This window comes from Streptomyces sp. UNOB3_S3, from assembly GCF_020740895.1.
In the GTDB taxonomy this organism is placed as follows: domain Bacteria; phylum Actinomycetota; class Actinomycetes; order Streptomycetales; family Streptomycetaceae; genus Streptomyces.
The window spans coordinates 13,109-31,800 of sequence record NZ_JAILXP010000030.1 but is presented as its reverse complement, the minus strand read 5'-3'; the positions used below and the strand labels follow the sequence as shown (position 1 = coordinate 31,800).

The following is an 18,692-nucleotide window of genomic DNA, read 5'->3' as shown; positions in this document are numbered from 1 at the left end:
CAGGTCCCCTCTCGGGGTGGAGCAGGGCAGGGCAGGGCGAAGCAAGGCTGGGCAGGGGAGGCTGCGGCAGCGGTGCGGTGCGAAGGCGGTGCGAAGGCGGTGCGTGCGTGGTAGGAGGCGCCACCGTGAACACGGTGCGTCATGTTGCGGTGGCGCAAGCAACAGTAGACAGAGTGCGTGCGCGAGCGCAACAAATACCGATCATGTGTTCCACCCCACATACCGGGCGTCCCGAAAACGCGCTGACCAGTGGGGAAAAGCCGGAATTTGCCAAGGCGGGGTGGCGGGTTGCGCTCGCGCACACCATTCTGTTTATTGCGTGCGCGAACGGACGGTAGGGTCTGTGGCGCGGAGGGAGTGCGGAGGGAGCAGTGTTATGGGCGAAAAGGGCTCGGATATGGAGCGTTTCGCGGGCTGGGTCGAAGGTCTGATGCGAGAACGCGGCTATGACATCGACAGCCCGCGTGGCGGAGGCAGGTCGCGGCTGGCCGAGGACGCCGGCGTGCACCGCGCGGCGGTCACCCGGCTGCTGCAGCGGCAGAGCCTGCCCGACCTGGAGACCATGCGCGCCCTGGCGCGCGTGCTGGGGGTCTCGCTGCGGGACATGCTGATCCAGTCCGGCAAGGTGACGGCGGACGACCTGCCGCTGCCGGGCGCGGGGCGTACGGGTGCGGGTGAGGGCGCCCGGGGCCGGGAGAACGGCGGCCGGGTGACCCCGGTGGAGGCCGCGGAGCTGCTCGGTGTGCCCGACAGTCACCGCAGGCAGTTCGTCGAGATGACCGAGATGATCCTTTCGGTCAGCGGGGCCCGTACGGAGGGCACGCGCAGCGCCCATCGGGGTGTATCGGCCGGGCTCTAGGTCCCGCCGGGAGGGGGCCCGGCGGGCCCTGCGGGGCCGCTCTGATCTGCGACATATGCAGCACATCGGGGTGTCCTCCGCGTGTGCATTTGTTTTGACCGCAGCCCATGCTGTAGGTACGCTCTGACCTTGTGCCTGGGGTGTCCCTGGGCTCTCGCGCGTGCCTTCAAACCGTGCGAGAGGCCCGGAGCCGGACGGACCCAGCGGCCGGGAACACCGAAATCTGTGCTGATTCCACCCTCCGGTGGGGTCTGCAGCCTTCGACACGCCCGACCGCGTGGGTCGGCGGTGACACCCGGGTTAGTTTTATCGAGATCACAGAAACCGGAGAAACGGTGCCTACGATCCAGCAGCTGGTCCGGAAGGGCCGGCAGGACAAGGTCGAGAAGAACAAGACGCCCGCACTCGAGGGTTCGCCCCAGCGTCGTGGCGTCTGCACGCGTGTTTTCACGACCACCCCGAAGAAGCCGAACTCGGCGCTCCGTAAGGTCGCGCGTGTGCGCCTGACCTCCGGCATCGAGGTCACCGCTTACATTCCGGGTGAGGGTCACAACCTGCAGGAGCACTCCATCGTGCTCGTGCGCGGTGGCCGTGTGAAGGACCTGCCGGGTGTTCGCTACAAGATCATCCGCGGTTCCCTGGACACGCAGGGCGTCAAGAACCGTAAGCAGGCTCGCAGCCGCTACGGCGCCAAGAAGGAGAAGTAAGAATGCCTCGTAAGGGCCCCGCCCCGAAGCGCCCGGTCATCATCGACCCGGTTTACGGCTCCCCCCTGGTGACGTCGCTCATCAACAAGATCCTCCTGCACGGCAAGCGCTCCACCGCCGAGCGCATCGTGTACGGCGCCATGGAGGGTCTCCGCGAGAAGACGGGCAACGACCCGGTCATCACGCTGAAGCGCGCGCTTGAGAACGTCAAGCCCGCCCTCGAGGTCAAGTCCCGCCGTGTCGGTGGCGCCACCTACCAGGTGCCGGTCGAGGTCCGTCCGGGCCGCGCCTCCACCCTGGCGCTGCGCTGGCTGGTCGGTTACTCCCGCGCCCGTCGCGAGAAGACCATGACCGAGCGCCTCATGAACGAGCTGCTGGACGCCTCGAACGGTCTCGGCGCCTCGGTCAAGAAGCGTGAGGACACGCACAAGATGGCCGAGTCCAACAAGGCCTTCGCGCACTACCGCTGGTAGTCGCTACCCCCATCGAGAACCGAGAGAAGACTGAGCCATATGGCCACCACTTCGCTTGACCTGGCCAAGGTCCGCAACATCGGGATCATGGCCCACATCGACGCGGGCAAGACGACCACCACCGAGCGGATCCTGTTCTACACCGGTGTTTCGTACAAGATCGGTGAGGTCCACGACGGCGCTGCCACGATGGACTGGATGGAGCAGGAGCAGGAGCGTGGCATCACGATCACCTCTGCTGCCACCACCTGCCACTGGCCGCTGAACGACGTCGATCACACCATCAACATCATCGACACCCCGGGCCACGTCGACTTCACCGTCGAGGTGGAGCGTTCCCTGCGTGTGCTCGACGGTGCCGTGACGGTGTTCGACGGCGTCGCCGGTGTCGAGCCCCAGTCCGAGACTGTTTGGCGTCAGGCGGACCGCTACGGCGTGCCGCGTATCTGCTTCGTCAACAAGCTCGACCGTACGGGTGCCGAGTTCCACCGCTGCGTCGACATGATCGTCGACCGCCTGGGCGCGGTTCCGCTGGTCATGCAGCTGCCGATCGGCACCGAGGCCGACTTCAAGGGCGTGGTCGACCTCGTCCAGATGAAGGCTCTGGTCTGGTCCGCCGAGGCCGCCAAGGGTGAGATGTACGACGTCGTCGACATCCCGGACACCCACATCGAGGCTGCCGAGGAATGGCGCGGCAAGCTCCTCGAGGGCGTTGCCGAGAACGACGACGAGATGATGGAGCTGTACCTGGGCGGCGAGGAGCCGACCGAGGAGCAGCTGATGGCGGCCATCCGCCGCATCACTCTCGCCTCGCGTGGCGGCGGCGACTCCGTCACCGTCACCCCGGTGTTCTGTGGCACCGCGTTCAAGAACAAGGGCGTTCAGCCCCTGCTCGACGCCGTGGTCCGCTACCTGCCGTCGCCGCTGGACATCGAGGCTGTTGAGGGCCACGCCGTCAACAACCCCGACGAGGTCGTCAAGCGCAAGCCGTCCGACGACGAGCCGTTCGCCGGTCTTGCCTTCAAGATCATGAGCGACCCGCACCTCGGCAAGCTCACCTTCGTCCGGGTCTACTCGGGCCGCATGGAGGCCGGCACCCAGGTGCAGAACTCCGTGAAGGGCAAGAAGGAGCGCATCGGCAAGATCTACCGGATGCACGCGAACAAGCGTGAGGAGATCGACTCGGTGGGTGCCGGCGACATCGTCGCCGTCATGGGTCTGAAGCAGACCACCACCGGTGAGACCCTCTGCGACGCGGGCAACCCGGTGATCCTCGAGTCGATGGACTTCCCGGCTCCGGTCATCCAGGTCGCCATTGAGCCCAAGTCCAAGGGCGACCAGGAGAAGCTGGGTGTCGCCATCCAGCGCCTCGCCGAGGAGGACCCGTCCTTCCAGGTCCACACGGACGAGGAGACGGGCCAGACCATCATCGCGGGTATGGGCGAGCTGCACCTCGACGTGCTGGTCGACCGTATGAAGCGTGAGTTCAAGGTCGAGGCCAACGTCGGCAAGCCGCAGGTCGCGTACCGCGAGACGATCCGCAAGGCCGTCGAGCGCATCGACTACACGCACAAGAAGCAGACTGGTGGTTCCGGCCAGTTCGCGAAGGTGCAGATCGCGATCGAGCCCCTCGAGGGCGACGGCTACGAGTTCGAGAACAAGGTCACCGGTGGCCGTATCCCGCGGGAGTACATCCCGTCCGTGGACGCGGGTTGCCAGGAGGCCATGGAGTTCGGTGTTCTGGCCGGCTACCCGCTGACCGGCGTCAAGGTGACGCTGCTCGACGGTGCCTACCACGACGTCGACTCCTCCGAGCTCGCGTTCAAGATCGCCGGTTCCATGGCGTTCAAGGAGGGTGCTCGCAAGGCATCGCCGGCTCTGCTCGAGCCGATGATGTCGGTCGAGGTCACCACCCCCGAGGACTACATGGGTGACGTCATCGGCGACATCAACTCCCGCCGTGGCCAGATCCAGGCCATGGAGGACCGTCACGGCGCCAAGCTCGTCAAGGGCCTGGTTCCGCTGTCGGAGATGTTCGGCTACGTCGGAGACCTCCGCAGCAAGACCTCGGGTCGCGCAAGCTACTCGATGCAGTTCGACTCCTACGCCGAGGTTCCGCGGAACGTCGCCGAGGAGATCATCGCGAAGGCCAAGGGCGAGTAACCAGCTCCCGTCCCGACGGGCGTTGCACACGCTTTAGGCTTGACACCGGCTGTCGGGGCATTCCGCCATAAACCATGTCGGAATGCCCCGGTGGGCGGCTTCCCAGCAAAGATCCCTGGCGCCGAACGTATCTAGGCGTACAGAACCACTCCACAGGAGGACCCCAGTGGCGAAGGCGAAGTTCGAGCGGACTAAGCCGCACGTCAACATCGGCACCATCGGTCACGTCGACCACGGTAAGACGACCCTTACCGCGGCGATCACCAAGGTGCTGCACGACGCGTACCCGGACCTGAACCCCTTCACGCCTTTCGACGAGATCGACAAGGCCCCGGAGGAGCGTCAGCGCGGTATCACCATCTCCATCGCGCACGTCGAGTACCAGACCGAGGCGCGTCACTACGCCCACGTCGACTGCCCGGGTCACGCGGACTACATCAAGAACATGATCACCGGTGCCGCCCAGATGGACGGCGCGATCCTCGTGGTCGCCGCGACCGACGGTCCGATGCCGCAGACCAAGGAGCACGTGCTCCTGGCCCGCCAGTCCGGCGTTCCGTACATCGTCGTCGCCCTGAACAAGGCCGACATGGTGGACGACGAGGAGATCCTGGAGCTCGTCGAGCTCGAGGTCCGTGAGCTCCTCAACGAGTACGAGTTCAACGGCGACGACGCTCCGGTCGTCCGCGTCTCCGCGCTGAAGGCGCTGGAGGGCGACAAGGAGTGGGGCGAGAAGCTCCTCGGCCTCATGCAGCAGGTCGACGAGCACATCCCGCAGCCCGAGCGTGACGTCGACAAGCCGTTCCTGATGCCGATCGAGGACGTCTTCACGATCACCGGTCGTGGCACCGTCGTCACCGGTCGTATCGAGCGTGGTGTCCTGAAGGTCAACGAGACCGTCGACATCATCGGCATCAAGACCGAGAAGACCACCACCACGGTCACCGGTATCGAGATGTTCCGCAAGCTGCTCGACGAGGGCCAGGCCGGTGAGAACGTCGGTCTGCTGCTCCGCGGCATCAAGCGCGAGGACGTCGAGCGCGGCCAGTGCATCATCAAGCCGGGTTCGGTCACCCCGCACACCGAGTTCGAGGCCACGGCCTACATCCTGTCGAAGGACGAGGGTGGCCGTCACACCCCGTTCTTCAACAACTACCGTCCGCAGTTCTACTTCCGTACGACTGACGTGACCGGTGTTGTGACCCTCAAGGAGGGCACGGAGATGGTCATGCCCGGCGACAACGCCGAGATGTCCGTCTCCCTGATCCAGCCCGTCGCCATGGAGGAGGGCCTGCGCTTCACCATCCGTGAGGGCGGCCGCACCGTCGGCGCCGGCCAGGTCACCAAGATCAACAAGTAAGTTCTCTTGCTTGACGGTCTGACCTGACGGTCGACCAAAGGGCCCGTACACCGCGAGGTGTGCGGGCCCTTTGCGTGTCCGCGCTCAGGCCGGGTACGGCAGGATCTGCCGCAGCAGCCCCTTGGGGTGGCCCCGGCGCCGCCACTCGCGGGGGTAGCCGATGGAGACCTCCTCGAAGCGCACCCCCTCGTACCAGGTGGTCCGGGGGATGTGGAGATGGCCGTAGACCACCGCCGCGACGTTGAAACGGGTGTGCCAGCCGGCCGTGAGCTCCGTGCCGCACCACTGGGCGAACTGCGGGTAGGTCAGGACGTCCGTGGGCCGGCGGTCCAGCGGCCAGTGGTTGACCAGCACCAGCGGCAGCTCCGGGTCATGGGCGGCCAGCCGGGCCTCGGTGGCCGCGACCCGGGCCCGGCACCAGTCGTCGATGCCCCGGTGGGGCTCGGGGTGCAGCAGGTACTCGTCGGTGCACACGATGCCCGCCTCATGGGCCTGGGCCAGGGACTCCTCCTTGGTGGCGGCCGTGGGCGTGCGGAAGGTGTAGTCGTAGAGCGTGAACAGCGGGGCCACCGCCACCGGACCGCCCTCGCCCTCCCAGACGGGCCAGGGGTCCTCGGGGGTGCTGATGCGAAGGCTCCGGCACAGCTCGACCAGGCGGGCGTAGCGGGCCTCGCCGCGCAGCTCGACCGGATCGCCCGTGGGCGTCCACAGCTCGTGGTTGCCCGGGGACCAGATGACCTTGGGGAAGTTGCGGGCCAGGAGCCGCAGGGTGCGTTCGACGTCGTCGAAGCGTTCGGCGACGTCACCGGCCACGATCAGCCAGTCCTCGTCGGTGGTGGGGCGCAGTGACTCGGCGATGGCCACGTTGTCGGCCATGCCGGTGTGCAGGTCGCTGACGGCGAGGAGCCGGCGACCCGCGCTGGGCGTTATTGGCTGCTGCATGGATCTACGGTAGGCGGCTACCCGACGCGCCCGGGGGAGACGAGGCGGTTGCCGTTGAGCAGGTCCCGGCCCAGGACGCTGAGGGTGTGGTACGCCCTGCCGCCCGTGCGGTGGGTGGTGATCAGCCCGGACTCGCGCAGCACGGTGGCGTGGTGGCTGGCGGTGGCCATGGCGATCCCCACCCGGCGGGCCAGCTCGCTGGTGGTGCAGCCGCGGGCGGTGGCCTCCAGCACCTCGGCCCGGGTGTGGCCGAGCAGGGCGGCCAGCGGCGCCTCGGCGCCCTCGCGCCGGTCGCCCCGGAGCTCGGCCAGCCAGGAGGGGTCGTGGACGATCGGGTAGACGAGCACGGGCGGCAGCTCCGGATCACGGAGCACGGTGGGGGCGCGCCAGCAAAAGAAGGAGGGCACGAGCCGAAGCCCGCGCCCTTCGAGATAGACGTCCTCGCCCGTACCCGCTACGAGCACCTCCAGTACCGGTGGGCTCCAGCGCACCTGTGGATGAATGCTGGAGAGCAGTTGTTCGACTCCGCTGCGCAGGAGGGCCTGGGAGCGGGTGGCCCGGTCGGCGGCGATGTGCTCGCGCACCTTGGCCAGATACGGCCGCACGGCCGTGTCGTGGAAGGCCGTGAGGCCTTCGCCCAGGGCCTTGAGGGCCTCGGTCCGGCCCTCGGCGAGGTGGCGGACGAAATGGAGGTCGCGGCGGTCGGGGGCGAGCAGCTCCAGATCGCGGCGGAGCGTGGTGCGGGGCAGGGAGAGCATGGCGTCGAGGCCGGTGGCGAGGCCCTCGGTGGCCTCGGGAGGGGTGAGGAAGTCGGGGGAGTAGCCCCGGGGCGGGGCCAGGGCGAGGACGCGCCGCATGGGGTCGGTGAGCCGGCCCCGGACCAGCTCGCGCCAGCCGTCGAAGATCAGGGGGCCCTGGCCCGTCTGGACCATGTGGGCGGCCAGCAGCGTCTCCCACAGCAGGTCGGGTTCGGCGTCCAGCCGTACGCGGCCCAGGTCGACCCCGGTGAAGTGAATGCGCACCCCTTGCCTCTGCCCCTTCTCGCGCGGGTTGAACGTACGCGGGGGCCGGGAGACCGCGCGGGGAGGTCTCCTCGGCCACGCGTACGAGGCGGGTCAGACGCCCGAGCCGGGGGCCGGGCGCCAGACCCAGGGGGTGGCGTCGGGGCCGAGGCCCACGGCGCACACCCGGTGGCCGGAGTCGGTGACGAGCCCGGAGGCGCCCACGGGGGTGATGCCCCGGGGCGCGCGGACGGGCCCGTCGCCGGCCTCGGCGTCCACGAGCTGTATCTCGCCGCTCAGGGCGCGGCCCAGCACCATCAGGGAGTCCCGGCCGCCCCGGCGGGGGACGGTGGCGGCGGCGAGCGGGCCGTAGCCGCTGAAGGAGCGCAGCCCGGAGCCGCCGGTCCGCTCGGCGCCGTTGCCGTCCCGGCCCAGGCTGTAGCCGATGGGCTCGGCGGCGGCCGGGGTGCGGTAGACGACGGTCAGCCCGCCGTCCGCGCCGAGGGCGGCGCCCATCTGGTTGCCGCCGGGGCCGGGCAGGCCGTGCAGCGGCATGGCACGGACGGGCTTGCCGGGGGCCTCCTGGCTCCAGTGGTGCACGGTGTCCCGGCCGATGCCGAAGACATGGACGCGGCCCTGCCCGTCGAGGGCGGCGGAGAGGCCCTCCTGGACCTCCTGGCCGTGGAGGCTCTGCCACTTCCCCCAGGTGCCGTCGGGCTCGCGCACCCGGCTGGAGAGGCCCTTGCCGGCGTTGCGGACGAAGAGGTGGACCCGGCCGTCCGGGGTGGCGACGGCGGCGGGGACGCCGACGCGGCGGCCGCGCTCGGCCTTGTGCTCGGGGTTGCCGAGGCTCTTCCACGCCTTGAAGGCACCGCCGGGGCTGTGCTGCTCCAGGACGGTGATCTCGCGGCTGTTGCCCCGGCCCTGGCCCTCCAGGGAGGAGAAGCGCAGGGCGAACAGCAGCCGGTGCCCCTTGACGTCCTTGACGGAGGCGACGGCGGGGGCCAGCGGGCCGCCGCCGAGGGCCACGGGGGCGCCCCAGCGGCCGCTGCCGGGGGAGGTCTCCTGCCAGCGCACGGCCTGGAGGCCGAGCACGCCGTACGCCTCCAGGCGCCCCGAGCGGTCGCTGCCGGCGACGGCGGTGGGGCCCGGGTAGCGGTAGTGGGTGGAGCGGATCCAGCCCTTGCGGTTCTTCAGGGGGCGTTCGCCACCCTGGCCGTAGTCGCCGCAGCCGCCCTGGTTGCCGCAGCTCCAGCCGGGGTCGCCGCCGTAGGCCGCGACGAGGCGGTACTTCTCGTCCACGATCTCGGAGGGGAGATTGTAGGGCCAGCGCTGGTTGTAGTAGCCGCGGAAGGCGAGGGTGGTGAAGCGCGGCGGGTGGCCCTCGCGCCGGGTGTGCCGGGAGACCCACTGGTCCAGCGCCTTCCAGGTGAAGAGCGCGGTGGGGGTGTGGTCGCGGTGGTCCGAGCACGCCCCGTAGTCGTTGTCCTTGGGGTGGGTGGCGTCGTGGACCTGGTAGTCGGGGTCGGGGTCCATGGTGTGGACGACCGTGGGGCGGTACTTCTCCATGATCGCGGCCAGCGCGTCCACCAGGGTCCGGTGGTGGTAGGTGGAGACCGAGCGGCAGGGGGAGCCCGTGGCCACGAGGGTCTGCATCACCGCGTACGGCCGGTCCCACAGCAGGGGCAGCCGGGTCTCGCCGGCGGAGAACATGGCGATGTTGAGGAAGATCAGCCGGGCCTTGCGCCGGCCCTCGCCGAGCTCGTTGATCTCGGCCCGGCAACCACCCGGAAGGTCCATGACGGACTTCTTCCATGGGGTGAACTTGTCCCTGCCGATCAGCTCGGCGTAGGCCTGGCGCAGGCCCTGGTGGCGGGCCGAGGAGTAGGCGGCCTTGTCGGGCCCGCGCCTGGCCATGCCCTCGACCCAGTTCTGCCCCACGGACTCGCCGGCGGTCACATAGACGGAGACCACGGGGGCGCCCGCCTCGACCATGTGCCGGGCGTCGGGGTTCATGAAGTACAGATCGTCGTCGGGGTGGGCCATGACCTGGAGGAGCAGCGCGTCCCCGCCGTTGCCGAACGATCCCGGGCCGCCGGGGCCCACGGACTGGAGGGCGTCGGGGGAGGGGGCGACCCGGCTGGAGCCGGCACTGCACCCGGTGGCCGCGGCCGCCGTGGCCACGGCGATACCGGTGAGTACGGATCGTCGTGTGAGCCCCTTGCGCTGTGAGCTGTTCAACTAGATGACTCCGTCCCGTCGTCCAGCGCGCCGTTCCCGGCCGTGCCCCGGCGTGGTACGTGATAGGGGACGACCGGGGCTCTCCGGAGGTTGCCCGGGCCCGGACAAAGCATCCCGTCGGGCGACGGCGGGCCCGCTCGGCGGACGGCCCGGGCGTTTCGCGACCATAGTGTCCCGTATGTCGGCGGGGTGGTTTGACAAGTGCGCCGCTCGGGGTACCGTCTTCAGCTTCGATTGGCGCCTCTTCGCGACCGTATGGCACACTGTTCAGGTTGCTCGGTTGAGTGCCGATGCTGCGCGCCTCCCGCCGGGAGGACTGGAAGCGAGTCCCGCAGTACTCGTCGTCCCTTATGAGGGGCGGAAGTACGGGAATCTTCCGGGAAGTGTCAGCGGGGTACCGACCAGGCGCTCGGTGGGTGTTCTTCCCCCACAAACCCCTTGAGCAGGGAATTCCCTAGGGAATTTTGCTGGAAGGGGCGCGACACGCCCGACCGCGTGGGTCGGAGGTGGAGTGAGGAAGGGCAGCATCCGGAAGGCCTCCGGAAGCAGCCGGCCGAGTCCCAGAGCGTTACGAGAGACAGGACTACGAAGTAGCCATGGCGGGACAGAAGATCCGCATCCGGCTCAAGGCCTACGACCACGAGGTCATCGACTCCTCGGCGAAGAAGATCGTCGAGACGGTGACCCGCACGGGTGCGTCGGTCGCGGGCCCGGTGCCGCTGCCCACTGAGAAGAACGTGTACTGCGTCATCAAGTCGCCGCACAAGTACAAGGACTCGCGCGAGCACTTCGAGATGCGCACGCACAAGCGCCTCATCGACATCCTCGACCCCACGCCGAAGACGGTTGACTCGCTGATGCGTCTCGACCTGCCGGCTGGCGTCGACATCGAGATCAAGCTCTGAGGTGACGCGCGAGATGGCTAAGAACATTAAGGGCGTCCTGGGCGAGAAGCTCGGCATGACCCAGGTCTGGGACGAGAACAACCGGGTTGTCCCGGTGACCGTCGTCAAGGCCGGGCCCTGCGTCGTCACCCAGGTCCGCACCAACGACAGCGACGGCTACGAGTCGGTCCAGATCGCCTTCGGCGAGATCGACCCGCGCAAGGTGAACAAGCCCCTCAAGGGTCACTTCGCCAAGGCCGACGTCACCCCGCGCCGCCACCTGGTGGAGCTGCGTACCGCTGACGCCAGCGAGTACACGCTCGGCCAGGAGATCACCGCTGCCGTGTTCGAGTCGGGCGTCAAGGTTGACGTCACCGGCAAGAGCAAGGGCAAGGGCTTCGCCGGTGTCATGAAGCGCCACAACTTCCGTGGCCTCGGCGCCGGGCACGGCACCCAGCGCAAGCACCGCTCCCCCGGTTCCATCGGTGGCTGCGCCACCCCGGGCCGTGTGTTCAAGGGCCTCCGCATGGCGGGCCGCATGGGCAACGAGCGGGTCACCACCCAGAACCTGACCGTCCACGCCGTTGACGCGGAGAAGGGCCTGCTCCTCATCAAGGGCGCGGTTCCTGGTCCGAACGGCGGCCTCGTCCTGGTCCGTACCGCGGCCAAGGGGGCCTGAGGTAACCGATGAGCACCATTGACATCCTTTCGCCGGCAGGCGACAAGGCCGGGACCGTCGAGCTCCCCGCGGAGATCTTCGACGCCAAGGTCAGCGTTCCGCTGATCCACCAGGTCGTCGTCGCGCAGCTGGCCGCTGCCCGTCAGGGCACGCACAAGACCAAGACCCGTGGCGAGGTCCGCGGTGGTGGGCGCAAGCCTTACCGCCAGAAGGGCACCGGTCGCGCCCGTCAGGGTTCGACCCGCGCGCCGCAGTTCGCCGGTGGTGGCGTCGTGCACGGTCCCGTGCCGCGTGACTACTCGCAGCGGACGCCCAAGAAGATGAAGGCCGCCGCCCTGCGTGGCGCCCTCTCGGACCGCGCGCGTCACTCCCGCATCCACGTCGTCTCCGGCGTGGTCGAGGGCACGGCTTCCACCAAGGCCGCCAAGACCCTGTTCGGCAAGATCTCGGAGCGCAAGAACCTGCTCCTGGTCGCCGACCGGTCCGACGAGGCCGCGTGGCTGTCCGCCCGCAACCTGCCCCAGGTTCACATCCTGGAGCCGGGCCAGCTGAACACGTACGACGTGCTCGTCTCCGACGACGTGGTCTTCACCCAGGCCGCTTTCGAGTCCTTCGTGTCTGGCCCCAAGGCCGTTGAGACCGAAGGGAGCGAGGCCTGATGACTGAGGCCGTCGTCACCAGCAAGACGTTCTCGGACCCGCGCGACCTCCTGGTCAAGCCGGTCGTCTCCGAGAAGAGCTACGCGCTGCTGGACGAGAACAAGTACACGTTCATCGTCGACCCGCGCGCCAACAAGACCCAGATCAAGCAGGCCGTCGAGGCGGTCTTCTCGGTCAAGGTCACCGGGGTCAACACGATCAACCGTCAGGGTAAGCGCAAGCGCACCAAGACCGGTTTCGGCAAGCGCGCCAACACCAAGCGCGCCATCGTGACCCTCGCCGAGGGCGACCGTATCGACATCTTCGGCGGTCCGACCGCCTAAGGGCGGTCTGGATCGTCCGGAATCGGACGAGGACTGAGAAATGGGTATCCGCAAGTACAAGCCGACGACCCCGGGCCGTCGTGGCTCCAGCGTCGCCGACTTTGTCGAGATCACGCGGTCCACGCCGGAGAAGTCGCTGGTCCGCCCCCTGCACAGCAAGGGCGGCCGTAACAACACCGGTCGTGTGACCGTCCGTCACCAGGGCGGTGGCCACAAGCGCGCCTACCGTGTGATCGACTTCCGTCGTCACGACAAGGACGGCGTGCCGGCCAAGGTCGCTCACATCGAGTACGACCCGAACCGCACCGCGCGCATCGCGCTCCTGCACTACGCAGACGGCGAGAAGCGCTACATCATCGCCCCGGCCAAGCTGAACCAGGGCGACCGGATTGAGAACGGCCCCACGGCCGACATCAAGCCGGGCAACAACCTCCCGCTCCGCAACATCCCGGTCGGTACCACGATCCACGCGATCGAGCTCCGTCCCGGTGGTGGCGCCAAGTTCGCCCGCTCTGCCGGTTCCTCCGTGCAGCTGCTGGCGAAGGAGGGCCAGTACGCCCACCTGCGTATGCCGTCCGGCGAGGTCCGCCTGGTCGACGTCCGCTGCCGCGCCACGGTCGGCGAGGTCGGCAACGCCGAGCAGTCGAACATCAACTGGGGCAAGGCCGGCCGTATGCGCTGGAAGGGCGTTCGCCCGACCGTCCGCGGTGTCGCGATGAACCCGGTTGACCACCCGCACGGTGGTGGTGAGGGCAAGACCTCCGGTGGTCGCCACCCGGTCTCCCCGTGGGGTCAGAAGGAGGGTCGTACTCGTTCTCCCAAGAAGGCGAGCAACAAGTACATCGTCCGCCGCCGCAAGACGAACAAGAAGCGCTAGGAGCGGGTTTAGATGCCGCGTAGTCTCAAGAAGGGACCCTTCGTCGACGGCCACCTCATCAAGAAGGTGGACGCTCAGAACGAGGCTGGTACCAAGAACGTCATCAAGACCTGGTCCCGTCGCTCCATGATCGTGCCGGCCATGCTGGGCCACACGCTCGCGGTGCACAACGGCAAGACGCACGTCCCGGTGTTCGTCACCGAGTCGATGGTCGGCCACAAGCTCGGCGAGTTCTCGCCGACCCGCACCTTCCGCGGCCACGTCAAGGACGACCGCAAGTCGAAGCGCCGCTAAAGGCGGGGTGTGAACGACTATGACTGACACCGAAGGGACAACCATGGAAGCCAGGGCCCAGGCGCGGTACATCCGCGTCACGCCCATGAAGGCCCGCCGCGTGGTGGACCTCATCCGTGGCATGGACGCCACGGAGGCTCAGGCGGTCCTGCGTTTCGCCCCGCAGGCCGCGAGCGTGCCGGTGGGCAAGGTGCTGGACAGCGCCATTGCCAACGCCGCGCACAACTACGACCACACGGACGCTTCGTCGCTGTACATCAGCGAGGCGTTCGTGGACGAGGGCCCGACCCTGAAGCGGTTCCGTCCGCGCGCCCAGGGCCGTGCCTACCGGATCCGCAAGCGGACCAGCCACATCACCGTGGTCGTCAGCAGCAAGGAAGGAACCCGGTAATGGGCCAGAAGGTTAACCCGCACGGGTTCCGGCTCGGCATCACCACGGACTTCAAGTCCCGCTGGTACGCCGACAAGCTGTACAAGGACTACGTCAAGGAAGACGTTGCCATTCGTCGCATGATGACGAAGGGCATGGAGCGCGCCGGTATCTCGAAGGTTGAGATCGAGCGCACCCGCGACCGCGTCCGCGTTGACATCCACACCGCTCGTCCGGGCATCGTCATCGGCCGCCGCGGCGCCGAGGCCGACCGCATCCGCGGCGAGCTGGAGAAGCTGACCGGCAAGCAGGTCCAGCTGAACATCCTCGAGGTCAAGAACCCCGAGGTCGACGCTCAGCTGGTGGCCCAGGCCGTCGCCGAGCAGCTGTCCTCCCGCGTCTCCTTCCGTCGCGCCATGCGTAAGAGCATGCAGTCGACGATGAAGGCCGGCGCCAAGGGCATCAAGATCCAGTGCGGCGGTCGTCTCGGCGGCGCCGAGATGTCCCGCTCGGAGTTCTACCGCGAGGGCCGTGTGCCCCTGCACACGCTCCGCGCGAACGTCGACTACGGCTTCTTCGAGGCCAAGACCACCTTCGGTCGCATCGGCGTGAAGGTCTGGATCTACAAGGGCGACGTCAAGAACATCGCCGAGGTCCGCGCCGAGAACGCCGCCGCGCGTGCGGGCAACCGCCCGTCCCGTGGCGCCGGCGACCGCCCGGCCCGTGGTGGCCGTGGTGGCGAGCGTGGCGGCCGCGGCCGCAAGCCGCAGCAGGCTGCCGAGGCCCCCAAGGCCGAGGCCACCGCTGCTCCGGCTGAGTCCACCGGAACGGAGGCCTGACCGACATGCTGATCCCTCGCAGGGTCAAGCACCGCAAGCAGCACCACCCCAAGCGGAACGGCATGGCCAAGGGTGGCACCGAGCTCGCCTTCGGTGAGTACGGCATTCAGGCCCTGACCCCGGCCTACGTGACGAACCGGCAGATCGAGTCCGCTCGTATCGCCATGACCCGTCACATCAAGCGTGGCGGCAAGGTCTGGATCAACATCTACCCGGACCGTCCGCTGACGAAGAAGCCGGCCGAGACCCGCATGGGTTCCGGTAAGGGTTCTCCGGAGTGGTGGATCGCGAACGTCAAGCCCGGTCGGGTGATGTTCGAGCTGTCCTTCCCGAACGAAAAGGTTGCTCGTGAGGCGCTGACCCGCGCCGCCCACAAGCTTCCGATGAAGTGCCGCATTGTTCGGCGCGAGGCAGGTGAGTCGTGATGGCCGCTGGTATCAAGGCGACCGAGCTGCGCGAGCTCAACGACGAGGACCTCGTCGCGAAGCTCCGTGAGGCCAAGGAAGAGCTGTTCAACCTCCGCTTCCAGGCGGCCACGGGGCAGCTCGAGAACCACGGTCGGCTCAAGTCCGTCCGTAAGGACATCGCCCGGATCTACACCCTGATGCGCGAGCGTGAGCTGGGCATCGAGACGGTGGAGAGCGCCTGATGAGCGAGAAGAATGTGACTGAGACGAACGAGCGCGGTTTCCGCAAGACCCGTGAGGGTCTCGTCGTCAGCGACAAGATGGACAAGACCGTCGTCGTCGCCGTCGAGGACCGTGTCAAGCACGCGCTGTACGGCAAGGTCATCCGCCGTACGAGCAAGCTCAAGGCGCACGACGAGCAGAACGCTGCCGGCGTCGGCGACCGCGTCCTCCTGATGGAGACGCGTCCGCTGTCGGCGACCAAGCGCTGGCGCGTCGTCGAGATCCTCGAGAAGGCCAAGTAATTTCTGAGGGAATCTCCCTCAGATAAGTTCCGCCAGGCTCGGCAGGGGCTCCTCGGAGCCCCTGCCGGGAACCGGCAGACGATCAGGAGATAGACGTGATCCAGCAGGAGTCGCGACTTCGGGTCGCCGACAACACTGGTGCCAAGGAGATCCTTTGCATCCGTGTTCTCGGTGGTTCGGGTCGCCGCTACGCGGGCATCGGTGACGTCATCGTCGCCACCGTCAAGGACGCGATCCCCGGCGGCAACGTGAAGAAGGGTGACGTCGTCAAGGCCGTCATCGTTCGCACCGTCAAGGAGCGCCGCCGTCCGGATGGCTCGTACATCCGTTTCGACGAGAACGCCGCTGTCGTTCTCAAGAACGACGGTGACCCCCGCGGCACCCGTATCTTCGGCCCCGTGGGCCGAGAGCTGCGCGAGAAGAAGTTCATGAAGATCGTCTCGCTCGCGCCGGAGGTGCTGTAACCGATGAAGATCAAGAAGGGCGACCTGGTCCAGGTCATCACCGGTAAGGACAAGGGCAAGCAGGGCAAGGTCATCGTGGCCATGCCCAGCGAGAACCGCGTCCTCGTCGAGGGTGTCAACCGGGTCAAGAAGCACACCAAGGCCGGCCAGACCGCCCGTGGTGCCCAGACCGGCGGCATCGTCACGACCGAGGCCCCGATCCACGTGAGCAACGTTCAGCTCGTCGTGGAGAAGGACGGCAAGAAGGTCGTCACGCGCGTCGGCTACCGCTTCGATGAGAACGGCAACAAGATCCGCGTTGCCAAGCGGACGGGTGAGGACATCTGATGGCTACCACTCCGCGTCTCAAGACGAAGTACCGCGAGGAGATCTCGGGCAAGCTGCGTGAGGAGTTCTCCTACGAGAACGTCATGCAGGTTCCCGGCCTCACCAAGATCGTGGTCAACATGGGTGTGGGCGACGCCGCCCGCGACTCCAAGCTGATCGAGGGCGCCATCCGCGACCTCACCACGATCACCGGCCAGAAGCCCGCCGTCACCAAGGCTCGCAAGTCCATCGCGCAGTTCAAGCTGCGTGAGGGCCAGCCGATCGGTGCCCACGTCACCCTCCGTGGCGACCGCATGTGGGAGTTCCTGGACCGCACCCTGTCGCTCGCGCTGCCGCGCATCCGCGACTTCCGTGGTCTGTCCCCGAAGCAGTTCGACGGTCGGGGCAACTACACCTTCGGTCTCACGGAGCAGGTCATGTTCCACGAGATCGACCAGGACAAGATCGACCGCGTCCGGGGTATGGACATCACCGTGGTGACCACGGCGACCAACGACGACGAGGGCCGCGCCCTCCTCCGTCACCTCGGCTTCCCCTTCAAGGAGGCGTGACCGAGATGGCGAAGAAGTCTCTGATCGCGAAGGCCGCGCGCAAGCCGAAGTTCGCGGTTCGCGCGTACACCCGCTGCAACCGCTGCGGCCGTCCGCACTCCGTGTACCGCAAGTTCGGCCTCTGCCGCGTGTGCCTTCGTGAGATGGCTCACCGTGGCGAGCTGCCGGGCGTGACCAAGAGCTCCTGGTAACAACCCACTTGGGTTGACCAGGGCTCTCGGTAAGCATCAAGGATGGCGGGGCCCAGCCAGTCACTCGCGTAGAGTTGAAGGGTTGGGCGCCCGCCGCCCATGACCGTCTTACTACGCCGTAGGTCCCCGCGCCGCACCCGTCCCGACTTCAGTTCGGGGAGAGGGATGGCGCAGATAGGAAACCACGGCGAGAGAGGCCGAAGGCCAAACATGACCATGACCGATCCGATCGCAGACATGCTGACCCGTCTGCGGAACGCGAACTCGGCTTACCACGACACCGTGGCCATGCCCCACAGCAAGATCAAGGCGCACATCGCCGAGATCCTGCAGCAGGAGGGCTACATCGCCGGCTGGAAGGTCGAGGACGCCGAGGTCGGCAAGTCCCTCGTCATCGACCTGAAGTTCGGTCCGAACCGTGAGCGCTCCATCGCGGGCATCAAGCGGATCTCGAAGCCGGGCCTCCGGGTCTACGCAAAGTCCACCAACCTGCCGAAGGTCCTCGGCGGCCTGGGCGTGGCGATCATCTCCACGTCCCACGGTCTCCTGACCGGCCAGCAGGCCAGCAAGAAGGGCGTGGGTGGGGAAGTCCTCGCCTACGTCTGGTAATCGGGAACGGAGGAATAGCTAATGTCGCGTATTGGCAAGCTGCCCATCCAGGTTCCCGCTGGTGTGGACGTCACCATCGATGGCCGTGACGTGCAGGTGAAGGGCCCCAAGGGCGCCCTGAACATCGCCCTGTCCGCCCCCATCGAGATCGTCAAGGGCGAGGACGGCACCCTCTCGGTGACCCGTCCCAACGACGAGCGTCAGAACAAGGCCCTCCACGGCCTGTCCCGCACGCTGGTGGCGAACATGATCACCGGCGTGACCCAGGGCTACGTGAAGAAGCTCGAGATCAGCGGTGTCGGTTACCGCGTCGTCGCCAAGGGCTCCAACCTGGAGTTCTCCCTTGGCTACAGCCACCCGATCCTGATCGAGGCCCCTGAGGGCATCACCTTCAAGGTGGAGTCCCCGACCAAGTTCTCGGTCGAGGGCATCGACAAGCAGAAGGTCGGCGAGGTCGCCGCGAAGATCCGCAAGCTGCGGAAGCCCGACCCGTACAAGGCCAAGGGCGTCAAGTACGAGGGCGAAGTCATCCGCCGCAAGGTCGGAAAGGCGGGTAAGTAAGCCATGGCATACGGTGTGAAGATCGCCAAGGGTGACGCGTACAAGCGCGCCGCCAAGGCCCGCCGCCACATCCGTATCCGGAAGAACATTTCGGGTACGGCCGAGCGCCCGCGCCTCGTCGTGACGCGTTCCAACCGTGGCATCACCGCCCAGGTCATCGACGACATCCAGGGCCACACCCTGGCGTCGGCGTCGCACCTGGACGCGTCGATCCGTGGTGGCGAGGGCGACAAGAGCGCCCAGGCCAAGAAGGTCGGCGCCCTGGTTGCCGAGCGTGCCAAGGCCGCCGGTGTCGAGGCCGTCGTGTTCGACCGCGGTGGCAACCAGTACGCCGGGCGCATCGCCGCTCTGGCGGACGCCGCCCGCGAAGCCGGGCTGAAGTTCTAAG

General features: G+C 67.6%; 26 protein-coding genes. 23 read left to right on the top strand and 3 right to left on the bottom strand.

Annotation, left to right across the window (positions count from 1 at the left end; all coding sequences use genetic code 11):
* Positions 1-397 precede the first annotated feature (397 nt).
* The 5 genes from K6I33_RS05660 (at position 398) to tuf (ending at position 5,562) form a co-directional block, all read left to right on the top strand.
* Positions 398-859 (top strand): helix-turn-helix transcriptional regulator, encoded by a 462-nt coding sequence (locus K6I33_RS05660; protein WP_229348567.1) that lies wholly within the window; start codon positions 398-400, stop codon positions 857-859.
* 335 nt (positions 860-1,194) lie between these two features.
* Positions 1,195-1,566 (top strand): 30S ribosomal protein S12, encoded by a 372-nt coding sequence (gene rpsL, locus K6I33_RS05655; protein ID WP_003948652.1) that lies wholly within the window; start codon positions 1,195-1,197, stop codon positions 1,564-1,566.
* 2 nt (positions 1,567-1,568) lie between these two features.
* On the top strand, positions 1,569-2,039 hold the full coding sequence (rpsG, locus tag K6I33_RS05650; RefSeq protein ID WP_004950419.1) for a 30S ribosomal protein S7: 471 nt from the start codon (positions 1,569-1,571) through the stop codon (positions 2,037-2,039).
* Positions 2,040-2,078: 39 nt separating this feature from the next.
* Positions 2,079-4,202 carry an elongation factor G gene (fusA, locus tag K6I33_RS05645; RefSeq protein ID WP_229348566.1) on the top strand — a complete coding sequence of 708 codons (2,124 nt, stop codon included), beginning with the start codon at positions 2,079-2,081 and terminating at the stop codon, positions 4,200-4,202.
* Positions 4,203-4,368: 166 nt separating this feature from the next.
* Positions 4,369-5,562 carry an elongation factor Tu gene (gene tuf, locus K6I33_RS05640; RefSeq protein ID WP_229348565.1) on the top strand — a complete coding sequence of 398 codons (1,194 nt, stop codon included), beginning with the start codon at positions 4,369-4,371 and terminating at the stop codon, positions 5,560-5,562.
* Between the two features lie 84 nt (positions 5,563-5,646).
* On the opposite strand, the gene K6I33_RS05635 is transcribed toward tuf, so the two are convergent.
* From K6I33_RS05635 to K6I33_RS05625, 3 genes are all read right to left on the bottom strand, one after another.
* On the bottom strand, positions 5,647-6,504 hold the full coding sequence (locus tag K6I33_RS05635; protein WP_229348564.1) for a metallophosphoesterase: 858 nt from the start codon (positions 6,502-6,504) through the stop codon (positions 5,647-5,649).
* Between the two features lie 17 nt (positions 6,505-6,521).
* Positions 6,522-7,526 carry a helix-turn-helix transcriptional regulator gene (locus tag K6I33_RS05630; RefSeq protein ID WP_229348563.1) on the bottom strand — a complete coding sequence of 335 codons (1,005 nt, stop codon included), beginning with the start codon at positions 7,524-7,526 and terminating at the stop codon, positions 6,522-6,524.
* Between the two features lie 93 nt (positions 7,527-7,619).
* On the bottom strand, positions 7,620-9,746 hold the full coding sequence (locus tag K6I33_RS05625; RefSeq protein ID WP_229348562.1) for a PIG-L family deacetylase: 2,127 nt from the start codon (positions 9,744-9,746) through the stop codon (positions 7,620-7,622).
* 596 nt (positions 9,747-10,342) lie between these two features.
* Here K6I33_RS05625 and rpsJ point away from each other — a divergent pair.
* The 18 genes from rpsJ (at position 10,343) to rplR (ending at position 18,691) form a co-directional block, all read left to right on the top strand.
* Positions 10,343-10,651 carry a 30S ribosomal protein S10 gene (gene rpsJ / locus K6I33_RS05620; protein ID WP_003948644.1) on the top strand — a complete coding sequence of 103 codons (309 nt, stop codon included), beginning with the start codon at positions 10,343-10,345 and terminating at the stop codon, positions 10,649-10,651.
* A 13-nt stretch (positions 10,652-10,664) separates the two neighbouring features.
* A complete protein-coding gene (rplC, locus tag K6I33_RS05615; RefSeq protein WP_030368416.1) occupies positions 10,665-11,309 on the top strand; it encodes a 50S ribosomal protein L3 in 645 nt (214 codons plus the stop codon).
* Positions 11,310-11,317: 8 nt separating this feature from the next.
* Positions 11,318-11,968 carry a 50S ribosomal protein L4 gene (gene rplD / locus K6I33_RS05610; RefSeq protein ID WP_229348561.1) on the top strand — a complete coding sequence of 217 codons (651 nt, stop codon included), beginning with the start codon at positions 11,318-11,320 and terminating at the stop codon, positions 11,966-11,968.
* Positions 11,968-12,291, top strand: a complete 324-nt coding sequence (gene rplW, locus K6I33_RS05605; RefSeq protein WP_030368414.1) for a 50S ribosomal protein L23 — start codon at positions 11,968-11,970, stop codon at positions 12,289-12,291. Before rplD ends, rplW begins: the two co-directional genes overlap by 1 nt.
* 40 nt (positions 12,292-12,331) lie before the next feature.
* Positions 12,332-13,168, top strand: a complete 837-nt coding sequence (rplB, locus tag K6I33_RS05600; RefSeq protein ID WP_106677950.1) for a 50S ribosomal protein L2 — start codon at positions 12,332-12,334, stop codon at positions 13,166-13,168.
* A 12-nt stretch (positions 13,169-13,180) separates the two neighbouring features.
* On the top strand, positions 13,181-13,462 hold the full coding sequence (rpsS, locus tag K6I33_RS05595; protein WP_004950443.1) for a 30S ribosomal protein S19: 282 nt from the start codon (positions 13,181-13,183) through the stop codon (positions 13,460-13,462).
* 43 nt (positions 13,463-13,505) lie between these two features.
* Positions 13,506-13,853 (top strand): 50S ribosomal protein L22, encoded by a 348-nt coding sequence (gene rplV, locus K6I33_RS05590; protein WP_031012097.1) that lies wholly within the window; start codon positions 13,506-13,508, stop codon positions 13,851-13,853.
* Complete coding sequence (rpsC, locus tag K6I33_RS05585) at positions 13,853-14,671, top strand: 30S ribosomal protein S3 (protein WP_071964543.1); 819 nt, start codon at positions 13,853-13,855, stop codon at positions 14,669-14,671. The genes rplV and rpsC overlap by 1 nt, the downstream gene beginning before the upstream one ends.
* 5 nt (positions 14,672-14,676) lie before the next feature.
* Positions 14,677-15,096 (top strand): 50S ribosomal protein L16, encoded by a 420-nt coding sequence (gene rplP / locus K6I33_RS05580; protein ID WP_106677952.1) that lies wholly within the window; start codon positions 14,677-14,679, stop codon positions 15,094-15,096.
* Positions 15,096-15,320, top strand: coding sequence for a 50S ribosomal protein L29 (gene rpmC, locus K6I33_RS05575; RefSeq protein WP_030368408.1), 225 nt, complete (start codon positions 15,096-15,098; stop codon positions 15,318-15,320). The genes rplP and rpmC overlap by 1 nt, the downstream gene beginning before the upstream one ends.
* Positions 15,320-15,601 carry a 30S ribosomal protein S17 gene (gene rpsQ / locus K6I33_RS05570; RefSeq protein ID WP_229348560.1) on the top strand — a complete coding sequence of 94 codons (282 nt, stop codon included), beginning with the start codon at positions 15,320-15,322 and terminating at the stop codon, positions 15,599-15,601. The genes rpmC and rpsQ overlap by 1 nt, the downstream gene beginning before the upstream one ends.
* 95 nt (positions 15,602-15,696) lie before the next feature.
* Positions 15,697-16,065, top strand: a complete 369-nt coding sequence (rplN, locus tag K6I33_RS05565; RefSeq protein ID WP_099199421.1) for a 50S ribosomal protein L14 — start codon at positions 15,697-15,699, stop codon at positions 16,063-16,065.
* A 3-nt stretch (positions 16,066-16,068) separates the two neighbouring features.
* Positions 16,069-16,392, top strand: a complete 324-nt coding sequence (gene rplX, locus K6I33_RS05560) for a 50S ribosomal protein L24 (protein WP_229348559.1) — start codon at positions 16,069-16,071, stop codon at positions 16,390-16,392.
* Positions 16,392-16,943, top strand: coding sequence for a 50S ribosomal protein L5 (gene rplE, locus K6I33_RS05555; RefSeq protein WP_126914685.1), 552 nt, complete (start codon positions 16,392-16,394; stop codon positions 16,941-16,943). Before rplX ends, rplE begins: the two co-directional genes overlap by 1 nt.
* Before the next feature lie 5 nt (positions 16,944-16,948).
* Positions 16,949-17,134 carry a type Z 30S ribosomal protein S14 gene (locus K6I33_RS05550; RefSeq protein WP_071964550.1) on the top strand — a complete coding sequence of 62 codons (186 nt, stop codon included), beginning with the start codon at positions 16,949-16,951 and terminating at the stop codon, positions 17,132-17,134.
* A 210-nt stretch (positions 17,135-17,344) separates the two neighbouring features.
* Positions 17,345-17,743 carry a 30S ribosomal protein S8 gene (gene rpsH / locus K6I33_RS05545; protein WP_030368402.1) on the top strand — a complete coding sequence of 133 codons (399 nt, stop codon included), beginning with the start codon at positions 17,345-17,347 and terminating at the stop codon, positions 17,741-17,743.
* 21 nt (positions 17,744-17,764) lie between these two features.
* Positions 17,765-18,304 carry a 50S ribosomal protein L6 gene (rplF, locus tag K6I33_RS05540; RefSeq protein WP_229348558.1) on the top strand — a complete coding sequence of 180 codons (540 nt, stop codon included), beginning with the start codon at positions 17,765-17,767 and terminating at the stop codon, positions 18,302-18,304.
* A 3-nt stretch (positions 18,305-18,307) separates the two neighbouring features.
* Positions 18,308-18,691, top strand: coding sequence for a 50S ribosomal protein L18 (gene rplR, locus K6I33_RS05535; RefSeq protein WP_229348557.1), 384 nt, complete (start codon positions 18,308-18,310; stop codon positions 18,689-18,691).
* Position 18,692 lies beyond the last annotated feature (1 nt).